The sequence below is a fragment of the Pseudoalteromonas sp. SWN29 genome (assembly GCF_015864465.1).
In the GTDB taxonomy this organism is placed as follows: domain Bacteria; phylum Pseudomonadota; class Gammaproteobacteria; order Enterobacterales; family Alteromonadaceae; genus Pseudoalteromonas.
Window position 1 is genome coordinate 1 of the sequence record NZ_JADYXE010000013.1, and the last position, 16,404, is coordinate 16,404.

At 39.3% G+C, this 16,404-nt stretch carries 18 protein-coding genes and 1 pseudogene; 9 read left to right on the forward strand and 10 right to left on the reverse strand.

The window, feature by feature from the left end:
• Positions 1-190: 190 nt before the first annotated feature.
• Positions 191-1,225: an IS21 family transposase gene (istA, locus tag I6F53_RS06725; protein ID WP_197238983.1), complete on the forward strand. Its 1,035-nt coding sequence runs from the start codon at positions 191-193 to the stop codon at positions 1,223-1,225.
• The gene (istB, locus tag I6F53_RS06730) at positions 1,222-1,995 is read left to right on the forward strand and encodes an IS21-like element helper ATPase IstB (protein WP_089367648.1); all 774 of its coding nucleotides are present in this window, start codon (positions 1,222-1,224) and stop codon (positions 1,993-1,995) included. The genes istA and istB overlap by 4 nt, the downstream gene beginning before the upstream one ends.
• 12 nt (positions 1,996-2,007) lie before the next feature.
• On the opposite strand, the pseudogene I6F53_RS06735 reads toward istB, so the two are convergent.
• Positions 2,008-2,387 (reverse strand): annotated as a pseudogene (locus I6F53_RS06735) (transposase domain-containing protein); the annotation flags it as partial.
• A 307-nt stretch (positions 2,388-2,694) separates the two neighbouring features.
• Here I6F53_RS06735 and I6F53_RS06740 point away from each other — a divergent pair.
• The 6 genes from I6F53_RS06740 to I6F53_RS06765 all read left to right on the forward strand — a co-directional run bounded on the left by I6F53_RS06740 (position 2,695) and on the right by I6F53_RS06765 (position 6,288).
• Positions 2,695-3,375 carry a PspA/IM30 family protein gene (locus I6F53_RS06740; RefSeq protein WP_166419383.1) on the forward strand — a complete coding sequence of 227 codons (681 nt, stop codon included), beginning with the start codon at positions 2,695-2,697 and terminating at the stop codon, positions 3,373-3,375.
• 10 nt (positions 3,376-3,385) lie between these two features.
• Positions 3,386-3,592, forward strand: a complete 207-nt coding sequence (locus tag I6F53_RS06745; RefSeq protein ID WP_166419382.1) for a PspC domain-containing protein — start codon at positions 3,386-3,388, stop codon at positions 3,590-3,592.
• 11 nt (positions 3,593-3,603) lie between these two features.
• Complete coding sequence (locus I6F53_RS06750; RefSeq protein ID WP_010554260.1) at positions 3,604-3,930, forward strand: hypothetical protein; 327 nt, start codon at positions 3,604-3,606, stop codon at positions 3,928-3,930.
• A gap of 79 nt (positions 3,931-4,009) precedes the next feature.
• Complete coding sequence (locus I6F53_RS06755; protein WP_024590184.1) at positions 4,010-4,519, forward strand: copper chaperone PCu(A)C; 510 nt, start codon at positions 4,010-4,012, stop codon at positions 4,517-4,519.
• 8 nt (positions 4,520-4,527) lie between these two features.
• Complete coding sequence (locus I6F53_RS06760; RefSeq protein ID WP_166419381.1) at positions 4,528-5,514, forward strand: DUF2333 family protein; 987 nt, start codon at positions 4,528-4,530, stop codon at positions 5,512-5,514.
• A gap of 3 nt (positions 5,515-5,517) precedes the next feature.
• A complete protein-coding gene (locus tag I6F53_RS06765; RefSeq protein WP_166419380.1) occupies positions 5,518-6,288 on the forward strand; it encodes a TIGR04219 family outer membrane beta-barrel protein in 771 nt (256 codons plus the stop codon).
• Positions 6,289-6,321: 33 nt separating this feature from the next.
• Here the strand turns inward: I6F53_RS06765 and I6F53_RS06770 are convergent, their stop codons facing one another.
• Positions 6,322-7,209: a TIGR03899 family protein gene (locus I6F53_RS06770; protein ID WP_166419379.1), complete on the reverse strand. Its 888-nt coding sequence runs from the start codon at positions 7,207-7,209 to the stop codon at positions 6,322-6,324.
• Complete coding sequence (locus tag I6F53_RS06775) at positions 7,178-7,759, reverse strand: SRPBCC family protein (RefSeq protein WP_166419378.1); 582 nt, start codon at positions 7,757-7,759, stop codon at positions 7,178-7,180. The genes I6F53_RS06770 and I6F53_RS06775 overlap by 32 nt, the downstream gene beginning before the upstream one ends.
• Before the next feature lie 448 nt (positions 7,760-8,207).
• Between I6F53_RS06775 and I6F53_RS06780 the strand changes: the two genes are divergently transcribed.
• The gene (locus I6F53_RS06780; protein WP_007580292.1) at positions 8,208-10,385 is read left to right on the forward strand and encodes a YgiQ family radical SAM protein; all 2,178 of its coding nucleotides are present in this window, start codon (positions 8,208-8,210) and stop codon (positions 10,383-10,385) included.
• 457 nt (positions 10,386-10,842) lie between these two features.
• Here I6F53_RS06780 and I6F53_RS06785 read toward each other — a convergent pair whose 3' ends face one another.
• The 7 genes from I6F53_RS06785 to I6F53_RS06815 form a co-directional block, all read right to left on the reverse strand.
• Positions 10,843-11,400, reverse strand: coding sequence for a protein disulfide oxidoreductase (locus I6F53_RS06785; protein WP_197238986.1), 558 nt, complete (start codon positions 11,398-11,400; stop codon positions 10,843-10,845).
• A gap of 56 nt (positions 11,401-11,456) precedes the next feature.
• Positions 11,457-12,815, reverse strand: a complete 1,359-nt coding sequence (gene mgtE, locus I6F53_RS06790) for a magnesium transporter (RefSeq protein WP_010554268.1) — start codon at positions 12,813-12,815, stop codon at positions 11,457-11,459.
• Between the two features lie 130 nt (positions 12,816-12,945).
• Positions 12,946-13,218 (reverse strand): HPr family phosphocarrier protein, encoded by a 273-nt coding sequence (locus I6F53_RS06795; protein WP_002957937.1) that lies wholly within the window; start codon positions 13,216-13,218, stop codon positions 12,946-12,948.
• A gap of 42 nt (positions 13,219-13,260) precedes the next feature.
• Positions 13,261-14,106 (reverse strand): RNase adapter RapZ, encoded by an 846-nt coding sequence (rapZ, locus tag I6F53_RS06800; RefSeq protein WP_010554269.1) that lies wholly within the window; start codon positions 14,104-14,106, stop codon positions 13,261-13,263.
• A gap of 18 nt (positions 14,107-14,124) precedes the next feature.
• Positions 14,125-14,577, reverse strand: a complete 453-nt coding sequence (ptsN, locus tag I6F53_RS06805) for a PTS IIA-like nitrogen regulatory protein PtsN (RefSeq protein WP_024594001.1) — start codon at positions 14,575-14,577, stop codon at positions 14,125-14,127.
• 4 nt (positions 14,578-14,581) lie between these two features.
• Complete coding sequence (hpf, locus tag I6F53_RS06810) at positions 14,582-14,869, reverse strand: ribosome hibernation promoting factor (protein ID WP_197239024.1); 288 nt, start codon at positions 14,867-14,869, stop codon at positions 14,582-14,584.
• A gap of 26 nt (positions 14,870-14,895) precedes the next feature.
• Complete coding sequence (locus I6F53_RS06815; protein ID WP_197238987.1) at positions 14,896-16,395, reverse strand: RNA polymerase factor sigma-54; 1,500 nt, start codon at positions 16,393-16,395, stop codon at positions 14,896-14,898.
• Positions 16,396-16,404: the final 9 nt, after the last annotated feature.

Sequence of the window (16,404 nt, forward strand, 5' to 3'; positions counted from 1 at the left end):
CTCAGCTAGAGCCGGTGTATCAGGTGCACGAAATTGCGTTCCATCGACAGAAAATAACCGGAGTCCATACCACGTATCATCAGCATCTTCTTCTTGTGTCCAATGTGTTACCAGCAATGCAAAAATGATCCACTTCAACAATTGAAATCTGATCCAGTTAACTTAACACTGGTGCTTTTCGGTAAGCACCATGATTTCAAAAGAAGAGTTCATGAAAATAAAAGTCTTAGCCATGCAAGGCATGTCTCAACGAGCCACTGCTAAACAGTTAGGCATATCGCGTAACACCGTTAAAAAATACCTTCAAGGTGATTTTGACGAGCCGCATTATGCTACTCGTAAAACGGGTATTTCAAAATTAGAGGCCTTTAAACCGTATTTGCATTCTCGGTTAGCTAAAGCTGCTCCAATACACTTATCAGCCGTTGTTTTACTGAGAGAAATTAAAGAGCAAGGCTATACCGGAGAAATATCGTTACTACGTCAATACCTGCATCAATATCGAGGTAGCGTTGAACCCCAACCCATTATTCGCTTTGAAACCGAAGCAGGTAAACAAATGCAAGTTGATTGGGGGCAAATGCGCGGAGGAAAGTCACCTCTGCATGCCTTTGTCGCTGTTTTAGGCTATAGCCGTGCATTGTTTGTCGCGATTACTGACAACATGCGCTATGAAACGCTCGAAGCATGTCATCGCCAAGCCTTTGAGTATTTTCAAGGCATTCCACAGCAAATATGGTATGACAATATGAAAACCGTTGTTATAGAGCGTGATGCTTACGGTGAGGGTAAGCACCGCTTTAATCAGCATTTTTACCAATTTAGTAAAGAAATGGGATTCATTCCAAAGCTATGTAAACCCTACCGCCCGCAAACAAAAGGTAAAGTAGAGCGAATGGTACGCTATGTGCGCGATAACTTTTATCAGCCATTGGCCACTAAATTATCCGCCCTTGAACTTACTTTGGACGTTGAAACTGCCAATGTTGAAGTCATTAACTGGTTAAATACGGTTGCTAACCAGCGCATTCACGACACAATAAAAGTAAAACCTGCAGATAGATTAAAAGAAGAGCAAACATACCTGCAATCTTTACCCCCGCTCCAACCTGTTGCACCACCACAGCCGGCAGAAGTGAGCATGCCTTTATTTGATATGTCCTTCGAGACTCAACCGTTACATCATGATTTAAACATTTACGCGCAGTTTTCGGAGGCTTTATGAACTTACAATTAGCACGTTTGCATGAGCTAACAGAGGAGCTTCAACTCGCTGGTGTTGAAACGAACGCAACAGCGCTAGCGCAGCAAGCAGCAAAAGAAGAATGGGATTATTTACAGTTTCTAGAACGCATACTGCAAAGCGAGCAGAAGCACCGGCATCAACGTAAACAGGTTATGTTTACACGTATGGCTGGGTTTCCGTCATTAAAATCGCTCGAGGAGTTTGATTTTACGTTTGCCACTGGTGTGCCCAAAAAACAGGTTAACGAGCTTGCTACACTCTCGTTTATTGAACGAAAAGAAAACATCGTTCTGCTCGGGCCATCTGGTGTAGGCAAAACACATATTGCTAGTGCACTAGGTTACAAGGCAGTACAAGCAGGCTTGAAAACCCGCTTTATTAGCGCGTCTGATTTAATATTACAATTAACCACCGCTCAACGACAAGATAAGTATAAACAAGTGATGCAGCGGTCAGTTTTGGCACCCAGGCTACTAATAATTGATGAAATAGGTTATTTACCGTTTAGTGCTCAAGAATCCAAGTTATTGTTTGACGTCATTGCAAAGCGTTATGAAAAAGGAGCAATAATACTCACAAGTAATCTCCCATTTGGACAATGGGGAAGCATTTTTGCGAATGATACAGCGTTAACATCAGCGATGTTAGATAGAATTTTACATCACTCACACATTGTTCAAATTAAGGGGGAAAGTTATAGAATCAAAGAAAAGAAACAAGCAGGGTTAATGGAAAACCTTAATAAATAGTGGATCATTATTCAAATGGTGGAGTGGATCACTTTTCGGTTGTTGTTGACCCAATGGGCTGCACATAGGTGAAATAAGGCTTGGATGGGGTCGCTACTGAGGCGCTGTCTCGCTTGAGGAATAGCACTTGGAGCAACCGTATCGCCCAGGGTATCAGTGAGTGTTAAATCTAACTTCTCAACAACGTCACTAATAGAGCGGTCGCGAAAAAGACCCATTGCAATGATAAGCCAGACGACAAGCTCAGCAGGTAACTTACGTTTGCGAATACTTGCTTTATCGGTCTGCTCGAGCACATTAGAAATCCACTCAAGAGGGATATGTTTCTGAAATGTAGATAAAGAGTCAGGAGTGGCGAATATATCCGTATCAAGTAACCAATGACTAAGCATAAAAATACCCTCATAATCAAAAGATGATAAGGGTATTGTGAAGCAACCAAAAGATCGGTCAACCGATCAAAAATACCTTAACTGATCGGTGTTAACTTTCGAGTGGCTTTTTTGATCCTAAAAATTAGTCAAAAGCATAATTTATTGGCCAATTACACTCTATTATGTTCAGCTGGAAGTCACTAAGTTCTTAAGTGTTTTTAATTCATCTCATTGATATAAAATAGTTTATTTTAGTTTTTATGGACTTGGCACAACTCTTGGAATCCTCTTGTTGTAATCAATTAAAAATTAACAGGAGAATACCATGGGAATATTTAACCGCGTAAATGATGTTATTCAATCAAACATTGTCGCCATGCTTGATAAAGCAGAAGACCCTGAAAAGCTTTTAAACCTAATGCTTACCGACATGCAAGATGCATTAAATAAGTGTCGTACTACAGCTGCCGCTTTATTGTGTGAAGAAAAAATAATTAATCGTCAAATTGATACTAAAAAAATAGAATTAGCAGCTTGGCAAACTAAAGCAGAGCATGCGATTAAAAAAGGCAATGATGACCTTGCTAAGTCTGCCTTACTTGAAAAGCAACGTGTTAGCGAAAGCATTGTAAATAGGCAAACGCAATTAGAAACTTTGCAAGAGTCTATCGCAAAAATTAAAGCTGATTGCGAGCGCTTACAGCAAAAAATGACTATGGCTAAAACTAAGCAAGCTCAATTGATGCAGCGTCATAATGTTGTTATTGCTAGAGGGCGAATCAGTACACAATTACAAAGCGATAAAGTAGCTCATGCACTATCTCGATTTGATCAGGTAGAGCAGCGTGTAGAAAGTATTGAAGCGCAAATAGAAGCATATGAGTTAACTGACTCTGCAAATACGACGGCTTCACAAATTGAAACTTTAGTTAAAAATGAAAAAATAGATGCTGAGTTAGCCCAGTTAAAAACAAGTTTAAAAACTGATTTAAAACAGACTGCTTAAGGGGAATATTATGAATAGCTTTAATCGTCAACGAGGTTGGTATAAAGATACTCTGAATAAAAAAATATCGGGTGTTTGTAGTGGTTTAGCTCATCGATTGGATTTTCCTGTATGGGCAACACGTGTAGTTACTATTTTATTATTTTTGAGTTTTCCGTTTGCAATTGCACTTGGTTATTTTATAGCGCATTGCTGTCTTGAAGACAAAGTATATTAAGGAGTATCACCATGAAAGCCTTAGCTGTCTGCGTAATTATCTATTTATTACTGTTTACTGATTTAATAACGTTTGTGCAGATTGATTCTTGGCAGTTGCCGTTATGGATTGCTGATATTAGCTGGGCAGGGCTCGAGCTTGTAGGTGCTTTGGCCGCAATTGTTGCTGTGGTTGCGGTAGTGGCTTTAATTACTATGGGATTAGTTGGAGCGGGTGTTGTGGCATTAGCAGGGACTGTTTTAGCGCTTTTATTCGGATCTATAATGATTGCATGGCCGTTACTATTTGTTGCAGTGTTGTGTTGGCTTGTTGCCGATAACAAAAAAGTAGCCTCTTAATCCTTAATTTGACTGACTATTATAGGTTAACTATGTTAAATTTAGCCTGTAATTTAAAGTTTTTATAAGGATAAGAATGATGACGAAACTATGTTTTTCGATGGCTTCTGCATTAATATTTAGTTTTTTTTCGTCATCGTTGGCGGCGCACTCAGGGCACGATCATGGTTCTGATGTGGCTGTGCTCGAAGTAACTAACGCGCAAATTAGAGAGTTTTTACCTGGCAGTACTTCAACTGTAGGTTATTTAACGCTAATAAATCACAGTGGAGCCGCAGCAACTTTAACTAAGGCAACTATTGATGGCTTAGGCCGTGTTGAAATACACGAGCATTCACATGTAGACGGCATGATGAAAATGCAACAAGTTGAATCAGTTGAAATTAAAGCGCACGAAAGTGTCAGTTTTCAACCTGGCGGTTATCATTTAATGGTATTTGAACCACAAGAGCCATTAAAAGTAGGGCAAGAACGCAAACTCACGCTATATTTTAGTGACGGTAATCGCTTGTTCACTAATGCTCAAGTCGTATCGCTTGAAGCGCAAGCTACGCAGTCAAAACCATCTACTCAACACGCTCATCACTAGGAGTACACATGTCGCAACACAAAGGAAAAATAGCAGGAATAGTTGTTTTACTGCTTATTATATTTTACGCAATTGCTGTTTATTGGAGCACAGAGCCTGCACGTTTCGATGTTGTTGCAAACGCGAAAGAGCAAGCGCAGCTTCATAATGAAAAAATAGTAACGGGTTATGTAACTACATCAACGCTTATTACAGTTGCTAGCACTTTGCTTGATAAACCAGGTGGCTACTTATCAAATGATGTGATACCGCCAAGTATTATTATGGATGATATGCCAGCGTGGGAATATGGCGCACTTGAAATGGTGCGTGATTTATCGCTTTCTATGCGTAAAGATTTTAGTCGTTCGCAATCACAATCAACTGAGCATGAAGCACTTAAAAAGGCACAGCCACAGTTTAATATAAGCTCTGAAGCATGGGCGTGGCCAAGCGCTGAAGGTGAGTACCAAAAAGGTATTGATTATTTAATGGTATATCGTGGACAAATTGCTAATGAACATGAACGCGATAGCCAGTTTTACGCACGAGCAGATAACTTACGTAGTTGGCTTAAAGAAGCTGAAAAACGTTTGGGTAGCTTAAGCCAGCGTTTAAGTGCCAGTGTAGGCCAAGAAAAAGTGAATACCGATTTAGCGGGTAACTCATCTAATAAACAAGCAACTCTTGCGCCGTTACAGCAGCAAGTAAGAACACCGTGGTTAGAAATTGACGATGTGTTTTACGAATCGCGCGGCGCTACTTGGGCGTTACTGCATTTTTTACAAGCGATAGAGTATGACTTTAATGATGTGCTTGAAAAGAAAAATGCACGTGTAAGTGTTCAGCAAATTATACGTGAGCTTGAGGCAACCCAAGAAACAGTGTGGAGCCCACTTATTTTAAACGGGAATGGTTTTGGCTATGTGGCTAACCATTCTTTAGTTATGGCAAATTATATTTCTAGAGCCAATGCGGCTTTAATCGAACTTAGCGAGCTATTAGCTCAAGGATAAAAAATGAAAAAGTATTGTTTAGCAGCAGCCCTTTCAATGGCATGTTTAGCACCCGCAGCGCAAGCTGACACTCTACTAGGTTTATACGTAGGTGTTGATGGGTGGAAGTCAGATAACGATGGTCAATTTTCTTATAAAGATAAATCATCTCAAGATTTTGATTTTGAGGATGAGACTTTTGTAAGTTACTACGCGGCACTTGAGCACCCAGTGCCACTAGTTCCAAACATTAAACTAAAGTATACAGAGCTTGAGCTAAATGGTTCTGCACAGCTTACAGATACATTTAGCTTTAATGGCTCTGATTATGTTGTGGGTTCTACTGTAAATACAGTTAGTGATTTAACGCATATTGATTACATCTTTTACTACGAGATTTTCGATAACGATTTAATCTCGATTGACTTAGGTTTAAACGTTAAACAATTTGATGGTGATATTGTTGTAAGTGGCACTACCCAAAATGGTGGCACTGACTTTACCGAAACCAAAGACTTCTCTGGTTTTGTTCCTCTTGCATATGGCCGTGCTGAAGCAGGCTTACCGTTTACTGGTTTAAGTGTATTTTTTGAAGGTAGCTTTTTGGCTATTGACGATAGCAAAGTACAAGATTATCAAGTCGGCGTAGCGTATGAACTTATTGATAATTTAGCGGTAGATGTTGCAATTAAAGCAGGTTACCGCTCTATGATATTAGAACTTGATGATGTAGATGATATTACTACTGATATTGATGCATCTGGCCCATTTGCGGGTATTCAGGTTCATTTTTAATTAGTTACCTCTAATTGAACAAAGCGTGGCATATTATTTTATAGCGTGCCACGCTAAATCAAACTCTCCTTCCAACGCATTATTAATCAGTTGCTTATAGACCTTATTTACTGGGAAGTTAATAAGTTTAGATAGCTCATCACCTGTTTGAGTAAATTTGTAATAGCTTAATACCAAATCGCTACTCTTTGCTTTTAACGTTACTTTTTGCGATAAAAATGAAAGCGTAAGTTCTTGCCCTGCTTTAAGCACTGCAGATTCAATCTCTTTTCTATACAGTAAATTAAGATCCATGAGCGTTAAAATATCAGGAAAGCTAATACCTGTTTTTCCTAAATTTAGAGATACTTTATTGCCTTTTCGTAGTAAATCGAACAAAGATGGTTTTTTATAAAAGCCGAGTAAAATGAAGTGACTATCGTCTTTTTCGTTGTAACCTGAAAGCGAAACACACTTTTGTAAAGAGTCCGCTTCTCGCTGTGTCATGTGCTTTAACGTTTGCAGGCTTTTAATTGAAAACGTCCCCGGGTTAAGCGTTTCTCCCGTTAAAATTTTAGCCCATAAAGTTTGCATTGACTCATTTGAAGTATCTTCACACAGCGCTATAAAATGCTCTACCCAATCTACATCAGGTTGTTTACTACTTGCTACATCAGGGCAAAACCCCATAGCCATTGCTAAAATTGACTCTATATTTTGTTGCTGTTTTATTAGTAGCAAATCTTGGCGCTTTTGGGCGCGAGCTAAAACAGAGTTTTCACTGTTGATATGATAAAGCGGTTTAATTTGGCCTTTAATATCGTAACTTTGCTCGTTAGTAGGTAGCACGCCGTTACTTCCTACTTTAGTTATAGGATAGCCAAGTAAGGATTCAATGATGTTGGCAAGGTTAATTCTCGCTTGTGCTGTTTTGACTGTCATGACTTTGCATTATCCTTTGTGGATCACTAAGTTGTGCAACGGTTTGAAGGTTATTTAATCCCAGCGAAACTGTATTACGCAGCACATACTCGCTCAAAATTGCGGTGTAGCCAGATATCAAAGGAGCGGTTGTTTGCCCTTCAATATTACATATTAAAGTAACAATACCGTTTTGCTCACTAAAATTAAATGTTCCTCTGATAATATGTTCAGCATTTAAAAGTATGTTAAAGCTGACCTTATTTTGACTTATCGACGTTATGATCATTTCACCATAACCCCATTTCCCTTTCCAAGACTGATGAGCCCCTAAGCCAGAACTAGGTTCGCCTAGAGTAAAGCGTATGCTGGAGTCTACCTTTTCCCACGGAGACCATTTTTGCCATTGACTAAAGTCGGTGACAAGCGGCTTTACTACTTCTATATTTGCATTGATTTCAATTGTTTTATTCACACTATAACTTTGAGGGAGTATCAGTCCTATCAGTACGAGTACTAATAGTAATAACAGTACGCCTTTAATTAATATTTTTAATAGCTTAATAAGCACACCTTTATTCGTTTTTTGAGCTGAAATACAACAACTTTTATTAATGGACTATAGTATGAATTAGATTATAAACCAAAAATAATTTATTAATTGTTACTTAGTTGCATGAATACCGTTAGAGCTATATTTTTAATGAAGCTATAAAATAAATACACTTGTTGAAAGTTTTGATTCTACATTTCTTGGTTTTGTAAAATGAACCAATAAGATGTTGAAGCATAGAATCAGTAAAATTGCTTAAAGACTTGGGGAAGTGGAGAGTGTTTTATGTATGCATACTTATTTTAAAAATCGAACTTATAAATAAACGCTAAAAAAGATTAACTTATTATTATTTAAGATAATGAACGATTTAGAATTTAAGGCGCAATATGCTTTGACTACTTTGTATATATAAACAATTTAGTAGGGTATAATTCGCGCCTTTTGTTATTCTACGGCCACAATTATGAGCACTCTCAAAGCTAAGCGCGCCTTATTTTCATACCCTAAGTACTGGGCTGAATGTTATGGCACCGCGCCATTTTTACCAACTACACGTGAAGAAATGGATGCACTTGGCTGGGATAGCTGCGACATAATAATAATTAGTGGCGACGCGTACGTCGATCATCCTAGTTTTGGTATGGCTGTAATTGGCCGTGTACTTGAAGCGCAGGGTTTTAGAGTGGGTATTATTGCCCAGCCTGCATGGGATTCTAAAGACGCATTTATGGAACTCGGCAGGCCAAATTTATTTTTTGGTGTAACAGCCGGTAACATGGATTCGATGATCAATCGCTATACAGCTGAAAAGCGTATGCGCCACGATGATGCTTACACGCCAGATAACGTAGGCGGTAAACGCCCAGATCGCGCCGTAATGATCTACTCACAAAAATGCCGTGAAGCCTACAAAGGAATACCGATTGTTATTGGTGGTATTGAAGCTAGCCTTCGTCGTATTGCTCATTATGATTACTGGCAAGAAAAAGTACGTCGTAGTATTTTGTTTGATGCAAAAGCTGACATTTTAATTTACGGTAACGCAGAGCGCCCGTTAGTTGAAGTTGCACACCGCATTGCCGCAGGCGAAACAATGGATACTATTCAAGATATTCGCGGCACAGCTGTTATTCGAAAAGAGCCTTTACCGGGTTGGCGTGGTAGCGACTCTACCGCTATTGATAAAATTGGTAAAATTGATCCTATTCCAAATCCATACGGCGCTGATGATGTTGGCTGTAGTAAATCAGAGTTTAAACAAGCGGGTATTGATTTAAAAGCGGAAGCTGCAAAACCAATTATGGTTCAGCCTGCGCGTCCTAAGCCGTGGGAAAAAACCTATGTTAAGTTACCTGCTTATGAACAAGTAAGTGTTAACAAACCTTTATACGCCCATGCTTCACGTATTCTACATCAAGAAACAAACCCTGGTTGTGCAAGAGCGCTGTTTCAGCGACACGGCGATCGTTCTATTTGGGTAAACCCGCCAGCATACCCACTAGAAACACATGAGATGGATGCTGTGTTTGGTTTACCGTATCAGCGTATTCCTCACCCAAGTTACGGCGACTCTAAAATACCTGCTTATGACATGATAAAAACGTCGGTTAATATTATGCGCGGTTGTTTTGGTGGTTGTTCGTTTTGCTCAATTACGGAGCATGAAGGGCGTATTATTCAAAGCCGTTCGCAAGAATCAATTATTGAAGAAATTGAACAGATTAGAGATAAAGTACCGGGCTTTACTGGTGTTATTTCTGATTTAGGTGGTCCAACGGCTAACATGTATAAACTGCGTTGTACGAGCAAAAAGGCAGAGAGTACCTGTAGGCGTTTATCATGTGTGTATCCTGAAATTTGTAAGCACATGGATACAGACCATACACCAACAATAGACTTGTATAAAAAAGCACGTGAAGTTAAAGGTATTAAAAAGGTATTGATTGCTTCTGGTGTTCGTTACGACTTAGCTGTACGCGACCCGCGTTACGTTAAAGAATTAGTAACCCATCATGTGGGCGGCTACTTAAAAATAGCGCCAGAGCATACAGAGGACGGTCCATTATCAAAAATGATGAAACCAGGTATGGGCGCGTACGATCAATTTAAAGAATTATTTGATAAGTACTCTAAAGAAGCCGGTAAAAAGCAGTATTTGATCCCTTACTTTATCTCGGCTCATCCAGGGACAAAAGATGAAGACATGGTAAACATGGCTTTATGGCTTAAATCAAACGACTTTAAGCTGGATCAGGTGCAAAATTTTTACCCATCACCGATGGCTAATGCGACGACTATTTACCACACAGAAATGAACTCTTTACGTAATATTAAAAATAATACGGAAGTTGTTCCAGTACCTAAAGGTGCGCGCCAACGTAGATTACATAAAGCTATTTTACGCTACCACGATGCAGCTGGTTGGCCAATGATACGTGAAGCTCTACGTAAAATGGGTAAAGCTAATTTAATTGGTAAAGGGCCTAACTGTTTAGTGCCTGAGGAAGGGCGTGATGAAAAAGCAGGTAAAGGTGGCAGTAAAGGCGGACGTCCTGCACTAACGCGACATACTGGTTTTAGCCAATTTAAAAAGGCAAACACTAAACCAAAAGTAGGCGGTAATCGTCAAAGTACACGTTAGTGATTCAATCTAATAATAACTAGGGCGTGTTGATCTTTGGTGGGTTAATTTGCAGCAGTATGTTTGGTTTTTAGGCAAGGCGGAGCCTATGTAGTGTGGTTATTCCCCATGAATAGGCGATAACGCAGCATAAATACCAAACATGCGCTGCCCTTTGGGTTCTTTCTAGGGACGATTAACTCTTTGTTGCTCGGTTTTTACTTAGCCCACTAGGTTACAAACCTCGCGCCGCGATTTAATCGCCCCTAGATTGAACAAATTTCAATCCACAAAGATCAACACGCCCTAGTAGATTAGTTTAATTACGCTAAGGTTTTTTAAACCCTTTTAATGCGTAAATTAAGTAAACCTTGCTCTTTATTATCTATATTATTGTAGGTGATAAAGAGCGAGCTTTTAGAAACCCCTCTTGAGATAGCACGTATTTAGTGCCTATATACTTACAGTTAGTTTTTTCTTAAAACGTTGATGATAACCACAAACGCAACTTAAGTGACCATAGCGGCTGAATGCCTGTTAGCCCTTGCGTCATTTTATTATTTTTTAAGATTATATAGGATGGCGTGACTTGTCCTTGCCAATCGGTAAATATCTCACCGTGTTGATCGTTGACAGTGGTGAAACTGTAGCCATGCTCATTTAAATAATTATGTAGTTCTTGAGCTGAATCTGACTTTATTGCGATGGTGACTACGGGATAATTATTTTCTGCGGAGAGTTCGTTTATGGCAGGGGAGGTAATACTACAAATAGGACACCAAGTTCCCCAAAAATAGACAAGTGTTGGTTTATCATGGCTCATTGCTGCTAAATCAATGTTTTGCCCTTTATAATCTGTTAATTGCAATTGCAATTGCGGATTAGCTGGCATTACAGGTTGTCGCCACCAATTAACAGCAGTGTAAATAACGAAAAATATAGAGCCATATATCAACACACTTTTTAATATTGATAGGCCTTTTTGTTTTGGCGTTTTTTTAGGTGTGTCTTTTTTATTTTTGGTATCCGTTTTCATAGTTGCAGCTTTACCCTAAGTGTTTTTTACTTTAGTTATTTGCAAAAGTTTCTAATTTACACCAGCAACCAGGTAGCAGTACCTAAAAAGGCGAATATACCTACAATGTCTGTCACTGTAGTCAGTACTACACTACCTGCAAGCGCAGGATCTATATTCATTCTTTTAAGAATTATTGGAATACTTGCACCAGCAACTCCCGCTACAACTAAATTCATAAACATAGCGAAGGCGAGTACACCACCAAGCATAAAGTCCCATTGCCATAGGGCAATAACACCTGCAATTAACAGCGACCATAAAACGCCGTTTAGTGCGCCAATGGCAAGCTCTTTCATCATCAAGAAACGTTGGTTTGTTTGATTTATATGACCTACTGCAATACCACGGATAACAAGCGTTAACGATTGGCTACCAGCAACACCACCCATAGAAGGGACAATACCGTTAAGTACAGCCAAAATAGGGAGCACATCTAAAGTACCTTCAAAAAAGCTAGCTACAAAAGCAGCTGCAAGTGCAGTCAGCAAGTTAACACCTAACCAAACTGAGCGTTTTTTAGAGCTTTTTAGTACGGGAGCAAAAGTATCTTCTTCATCATCAAGACCGGCTAAGCCTAATAAACTATGCTCAGCATCTTCTCGAATTACGTCAACGATGTCATCGATAGTGACACGACCAAGGAGCTGATCGTTATCATCAACGACGGGGGCCGATATCCAATTATGACGCTCAAATAATTGAGCTACTTCACTTTCATCCATTGAGATTGGGATAGACTCACAATCTTCATCCATTAAATCGCGAACAATCTTTTCTGGTGGATTAGTTAATAATGTACTGAGTGATAAAGCGCCTATAAAGCAGTTATGCTTATCAACAACATATAAGTCATCGGTACCTTCTGGTAACTCGCCACGTAGCCTAATATATCGAAGTACAACATCAAGCGTAACGTCAGGGCGAATGGTCACCGTATCGGTGTTCATGAGCGCGCCAGCAGAACGCTCTTGATACGAAAGTGCTTGTGTTGCACGTTCACGGTCTTGAATGTCCATCGCGCTAACAACGTCTTTGTAAACGGTGTCAGGCAGGCTACGTAATACTTCACCTAAGTCATCATGGCCCATATCTTCGGTTGCGGCTGCAATGTGCTTAGGTTCCATTTGGGCAATAATGCCTAAACGTACATCTTCTGAGAGTTCTTCAAGAACATCGCCTTGCACATCAGGATCAACCAACTGCCAAAGGAGTCGGCGAATTTTATGTGGTGATGATTCTAATAATAATGCGGTATCACAAGGAGCTGTTTTTGCGAGCATGCGCCTAACTTGAACAAATTGACCACTATTGAGTGACTTAGTCACCTGTTTTAGTTGCTGTAGTGGGTAATCTTGTTCAAAAGCTTCAGGCATTGGCGTCCTTTATAAATTTTTATATTACTTTATGGGGAGAGGTGAGTTAACTGGCGTCACTAACCGTATTTATTTTATATATCTGTTTTAGTTGGGGCATTAGTAATGCGAGCATTATTTTTATAACTGTTTATTCTTGTTCATTAAAACGTTGTGCTATTAATTCTCCAACAGCATGTAAAGCTTGCTCAGAATCGGGGCCTTTACATACAACTTTTACTTCTTTGCCTTGGCTACTTTCAAGTAACATTAATGCAAGTACGCTATCGCCTGCAGCTTCTTTGTCATCTTGAAATAATGTAATTGTCGCATCAAACTGCACTGCTAATTGGGCAAGCACGGTGGCTGCTCTGGCGTGCAATCCTAATTTGTTTTTTATTAAAAAAGTGTCTTCACAATGCATAACTTACTCTACCTAAGCTGAACAGGTGATTATTCAGCTATATTATTTTTCTTGTTCGCGATGGCGAATTTTAACATTGGGATGTGTCATTGCAAAACTTTCACCGATAGTTTGCGCTAAATATACAGAGCGATGTTGTCCGCCTGTACACCCAATAGCAATGGTTAAATAACTGCGGTTATTTCGCTCTAAGTGCGGTAACCATGTTTGTACAAATGTCTGAATTTGCCATGTGAATTTTTGCACTATGCTGTGATTGGCCAAATAATCTTTAACGGGTTGATCTAACCCATTTAAAGGTTTTAATTCAGGTTCCCAATGTGGATTTGGTAAAAAGCGTGCATCAAATACGTAATCTGCTTCTTTTGGTATACCGTATTTAAAACCAAACGATTCAAATGTGACAATCAGTTGCTTATCTTTTTTACCTAAAATCTTTTCACGAATAGATTCAGCAAGTTGATGAACACTCAAATCAGTTGTATCTATCATAAAGTCGGCGCGGGTGATTAATACATCAAGTAATTCTTTTTCTTTTTTGATGGCTAAATCAAGAGGCAACGAGTCAATTGATAGTGGGTGTAATCTACGAGTTTCAGAAAAACGTTTGATCAATGTTTGGTCGTCGCTATCTAAATAAAATAACGTAGGTTTTGCAAAGCCAGGCAAGTATTCAAGAATATCGTTAAATTCATCTTGTTGTTTAGGGATGTTACGCACATCAATGCTAACAGCAATTTTATCATAGCTATCAGACACACTGCGAACTAATGAAGGAAGCAAGTTAACTGGAATATTATCTACGCAATAATAACCTAAATCTTCTACAACGCGTAAAGCAACCGACTTTCCAGAACCAGAACGGCCGCTTATGATAATTAACTCCATTTAACACCCTTTATAAAACTATGATTGATTGACAATAACTTGGTAAAGCTCAGCATCTGATTTTGCACTGCGTAACTGTTTACAAAAATCTTTGTTGTTTAGTTTATCAGCAATGGTTGCTAGAGTCTTTAAGTGCTGCTGGTTATCGCCATCTGGTACGATGAGTGCGACGAAAATATCAACAGGGCGATTATCGATTGCATCAAAATTTATTGGAGTTTCGCTAACGAGTACTAAAGCCAAAGGCTCTTCTGCACCGCTCATTCTTCCATGAGGAATGGCAATGCCACGCCCTATACCTGTACTACCCAATTTTTCTCTGCTCATTAAAGCATTAAGAATATCTTGTTGCGGTAAATACGGAAGTTTGTCGTGAGCAAGTTCGCTAATGAACTCTAAAATTCTTTTTTTGCTATTAAAAAGGACCGCAGCTTTGCTGCAGTCCTGGCATATAAGTGAGCTTAATTTCATCATATTAGTGTCGAGCAAGCTTCTCTTTGTGTTTAATTACTTGTCGATCGAGCTTGTCGATCAACGAGTCAATGGCGGCATACATATCTTGATGTTCTGTAGAGGCAAATAGCTCAGCACCGCTTACGTGTATGGTGGCTTCTGCTTTTTGATTTAATTTTTCTACATCGAGAATGACATGAACATTATTAATATGATCAGAGTGTCTTTCTAGCTTCGCAAATTTGGTATTAATATAGTCTCTTAGTGAATCGGTTAATTCTACCTGACGACCAGTTAAGTTTAGTTGCATAAGCATTACCCTCTTTTTTTTGCGTCTTAAATCAAACTTTTACGTTGATTTGACGGTGGAATAGCCAGAGATTCGCGGTATTTTGCGATTGTACGTCTCGCTACTTTAATTCCTTGCTCAGCCAATATATCCGCTATTTTGCTATCACTCAATGGTTTTGCTGAGTTTTCTGCTGCGATTAATTTTCGGATAAGCGCACGGATTGCTGTAGATGAACATTCACCACCGTTTTCGGTGCTTACATGGCTTGAGAAAAAATATTTAAGCTCAAATATACCACGGGGTGTGTGCATATACTTTTGGGTTGTTACGCGCGAAATTGTTGATTCGTGCATTTCTACCATTTCAGCAACATCATTTAAAACCATTGGTTTCATGGCTTCAGGACCGTGTTCAAAAAAGCCTTGTTGTTGCTTAACAATACAATTTGTTACTTTTAATAGTGTGTCGTTTCTACTTTCTAAGCTTTTAATAAACCATTTAGCTTCTTGTAAATGCGAGCGAATAAACTGGCTGTCACCACTGGATTTTACAGTGCGAGACATTGCCGCGTATTGGCTATTAACACGAATTTTAGGCATGCTGTCTGGGTTTAACTCAACAACCCAGCGGCCTTTAATTTTTTTAACTGACACATCAGGAATAACATACTCAGATTCTTCTCTTACAATAGTATCTGCAGGTTTAGGGCTAAGAGTATGTATTAATGTCATTACTTCCTTAAGCTCTTCTTCTTTGAGCTTAGTTTTCTTCATTAATGTACGATAGTCACGAGCAGCTAATAAATCAATATGCTCGGTTAAAATCATTTTTGTTTCATTAATGTAAGGTGTTTCTTTATCAAACTGGTTAAGCTGAATACACAAACACTCTTGTAAACTACGTGCAGCAATACCAACAGGATCAAACAGTTGGATGCGTTTTAATACAGCTTCAATTTCATCAAGTTCGACTTCGTTATCATCTTCGTTTTCTTGATTAAAGCTTTCTAAAATCTCTTCGCAGCTTAGTGTTAAAATACCTGAATCATCGACGGCTTCTACAATCGCAATAGCAATAGCTTCGTCTGTAGGGCTAAATGGCGTTAGTTGTAACTGCCACATTAAATACTCATGGAGCGTTTCAGTAGAGGCGCCTTGGTATATTGATTCGTCTTCAGGCATCGGACCCGATGATGCTGCTGGGGCGGCACTCATGTACTCATCCCAGCTAACATCCATAGCCATGTCGTCACTTAGCGTGTCTTTTGCAAGTGCTTCACCACTATCTTGTTCATATTCGCTTGGAACATCGTCGGCCGATGCGCTAACAGTTATGTCATCTGTATCTGCTTTTTGCTCGTTTTTACCTGCAGCGTCTTCGGAATAGTCTGGTTCTTCAACCTCTAATAGCGGGTTGCTGTCGAGAGCTTCTTGTATTTCTTGCTGGAGATCCAATGTACTGAGTTGCAACAAACGAATAGCTTGTTGCAGCTGTGGAGTCATTGTAAGTTGCTGGCCCATGCGCAGCTGTAGTGATTGCCTCATGTATCTCTA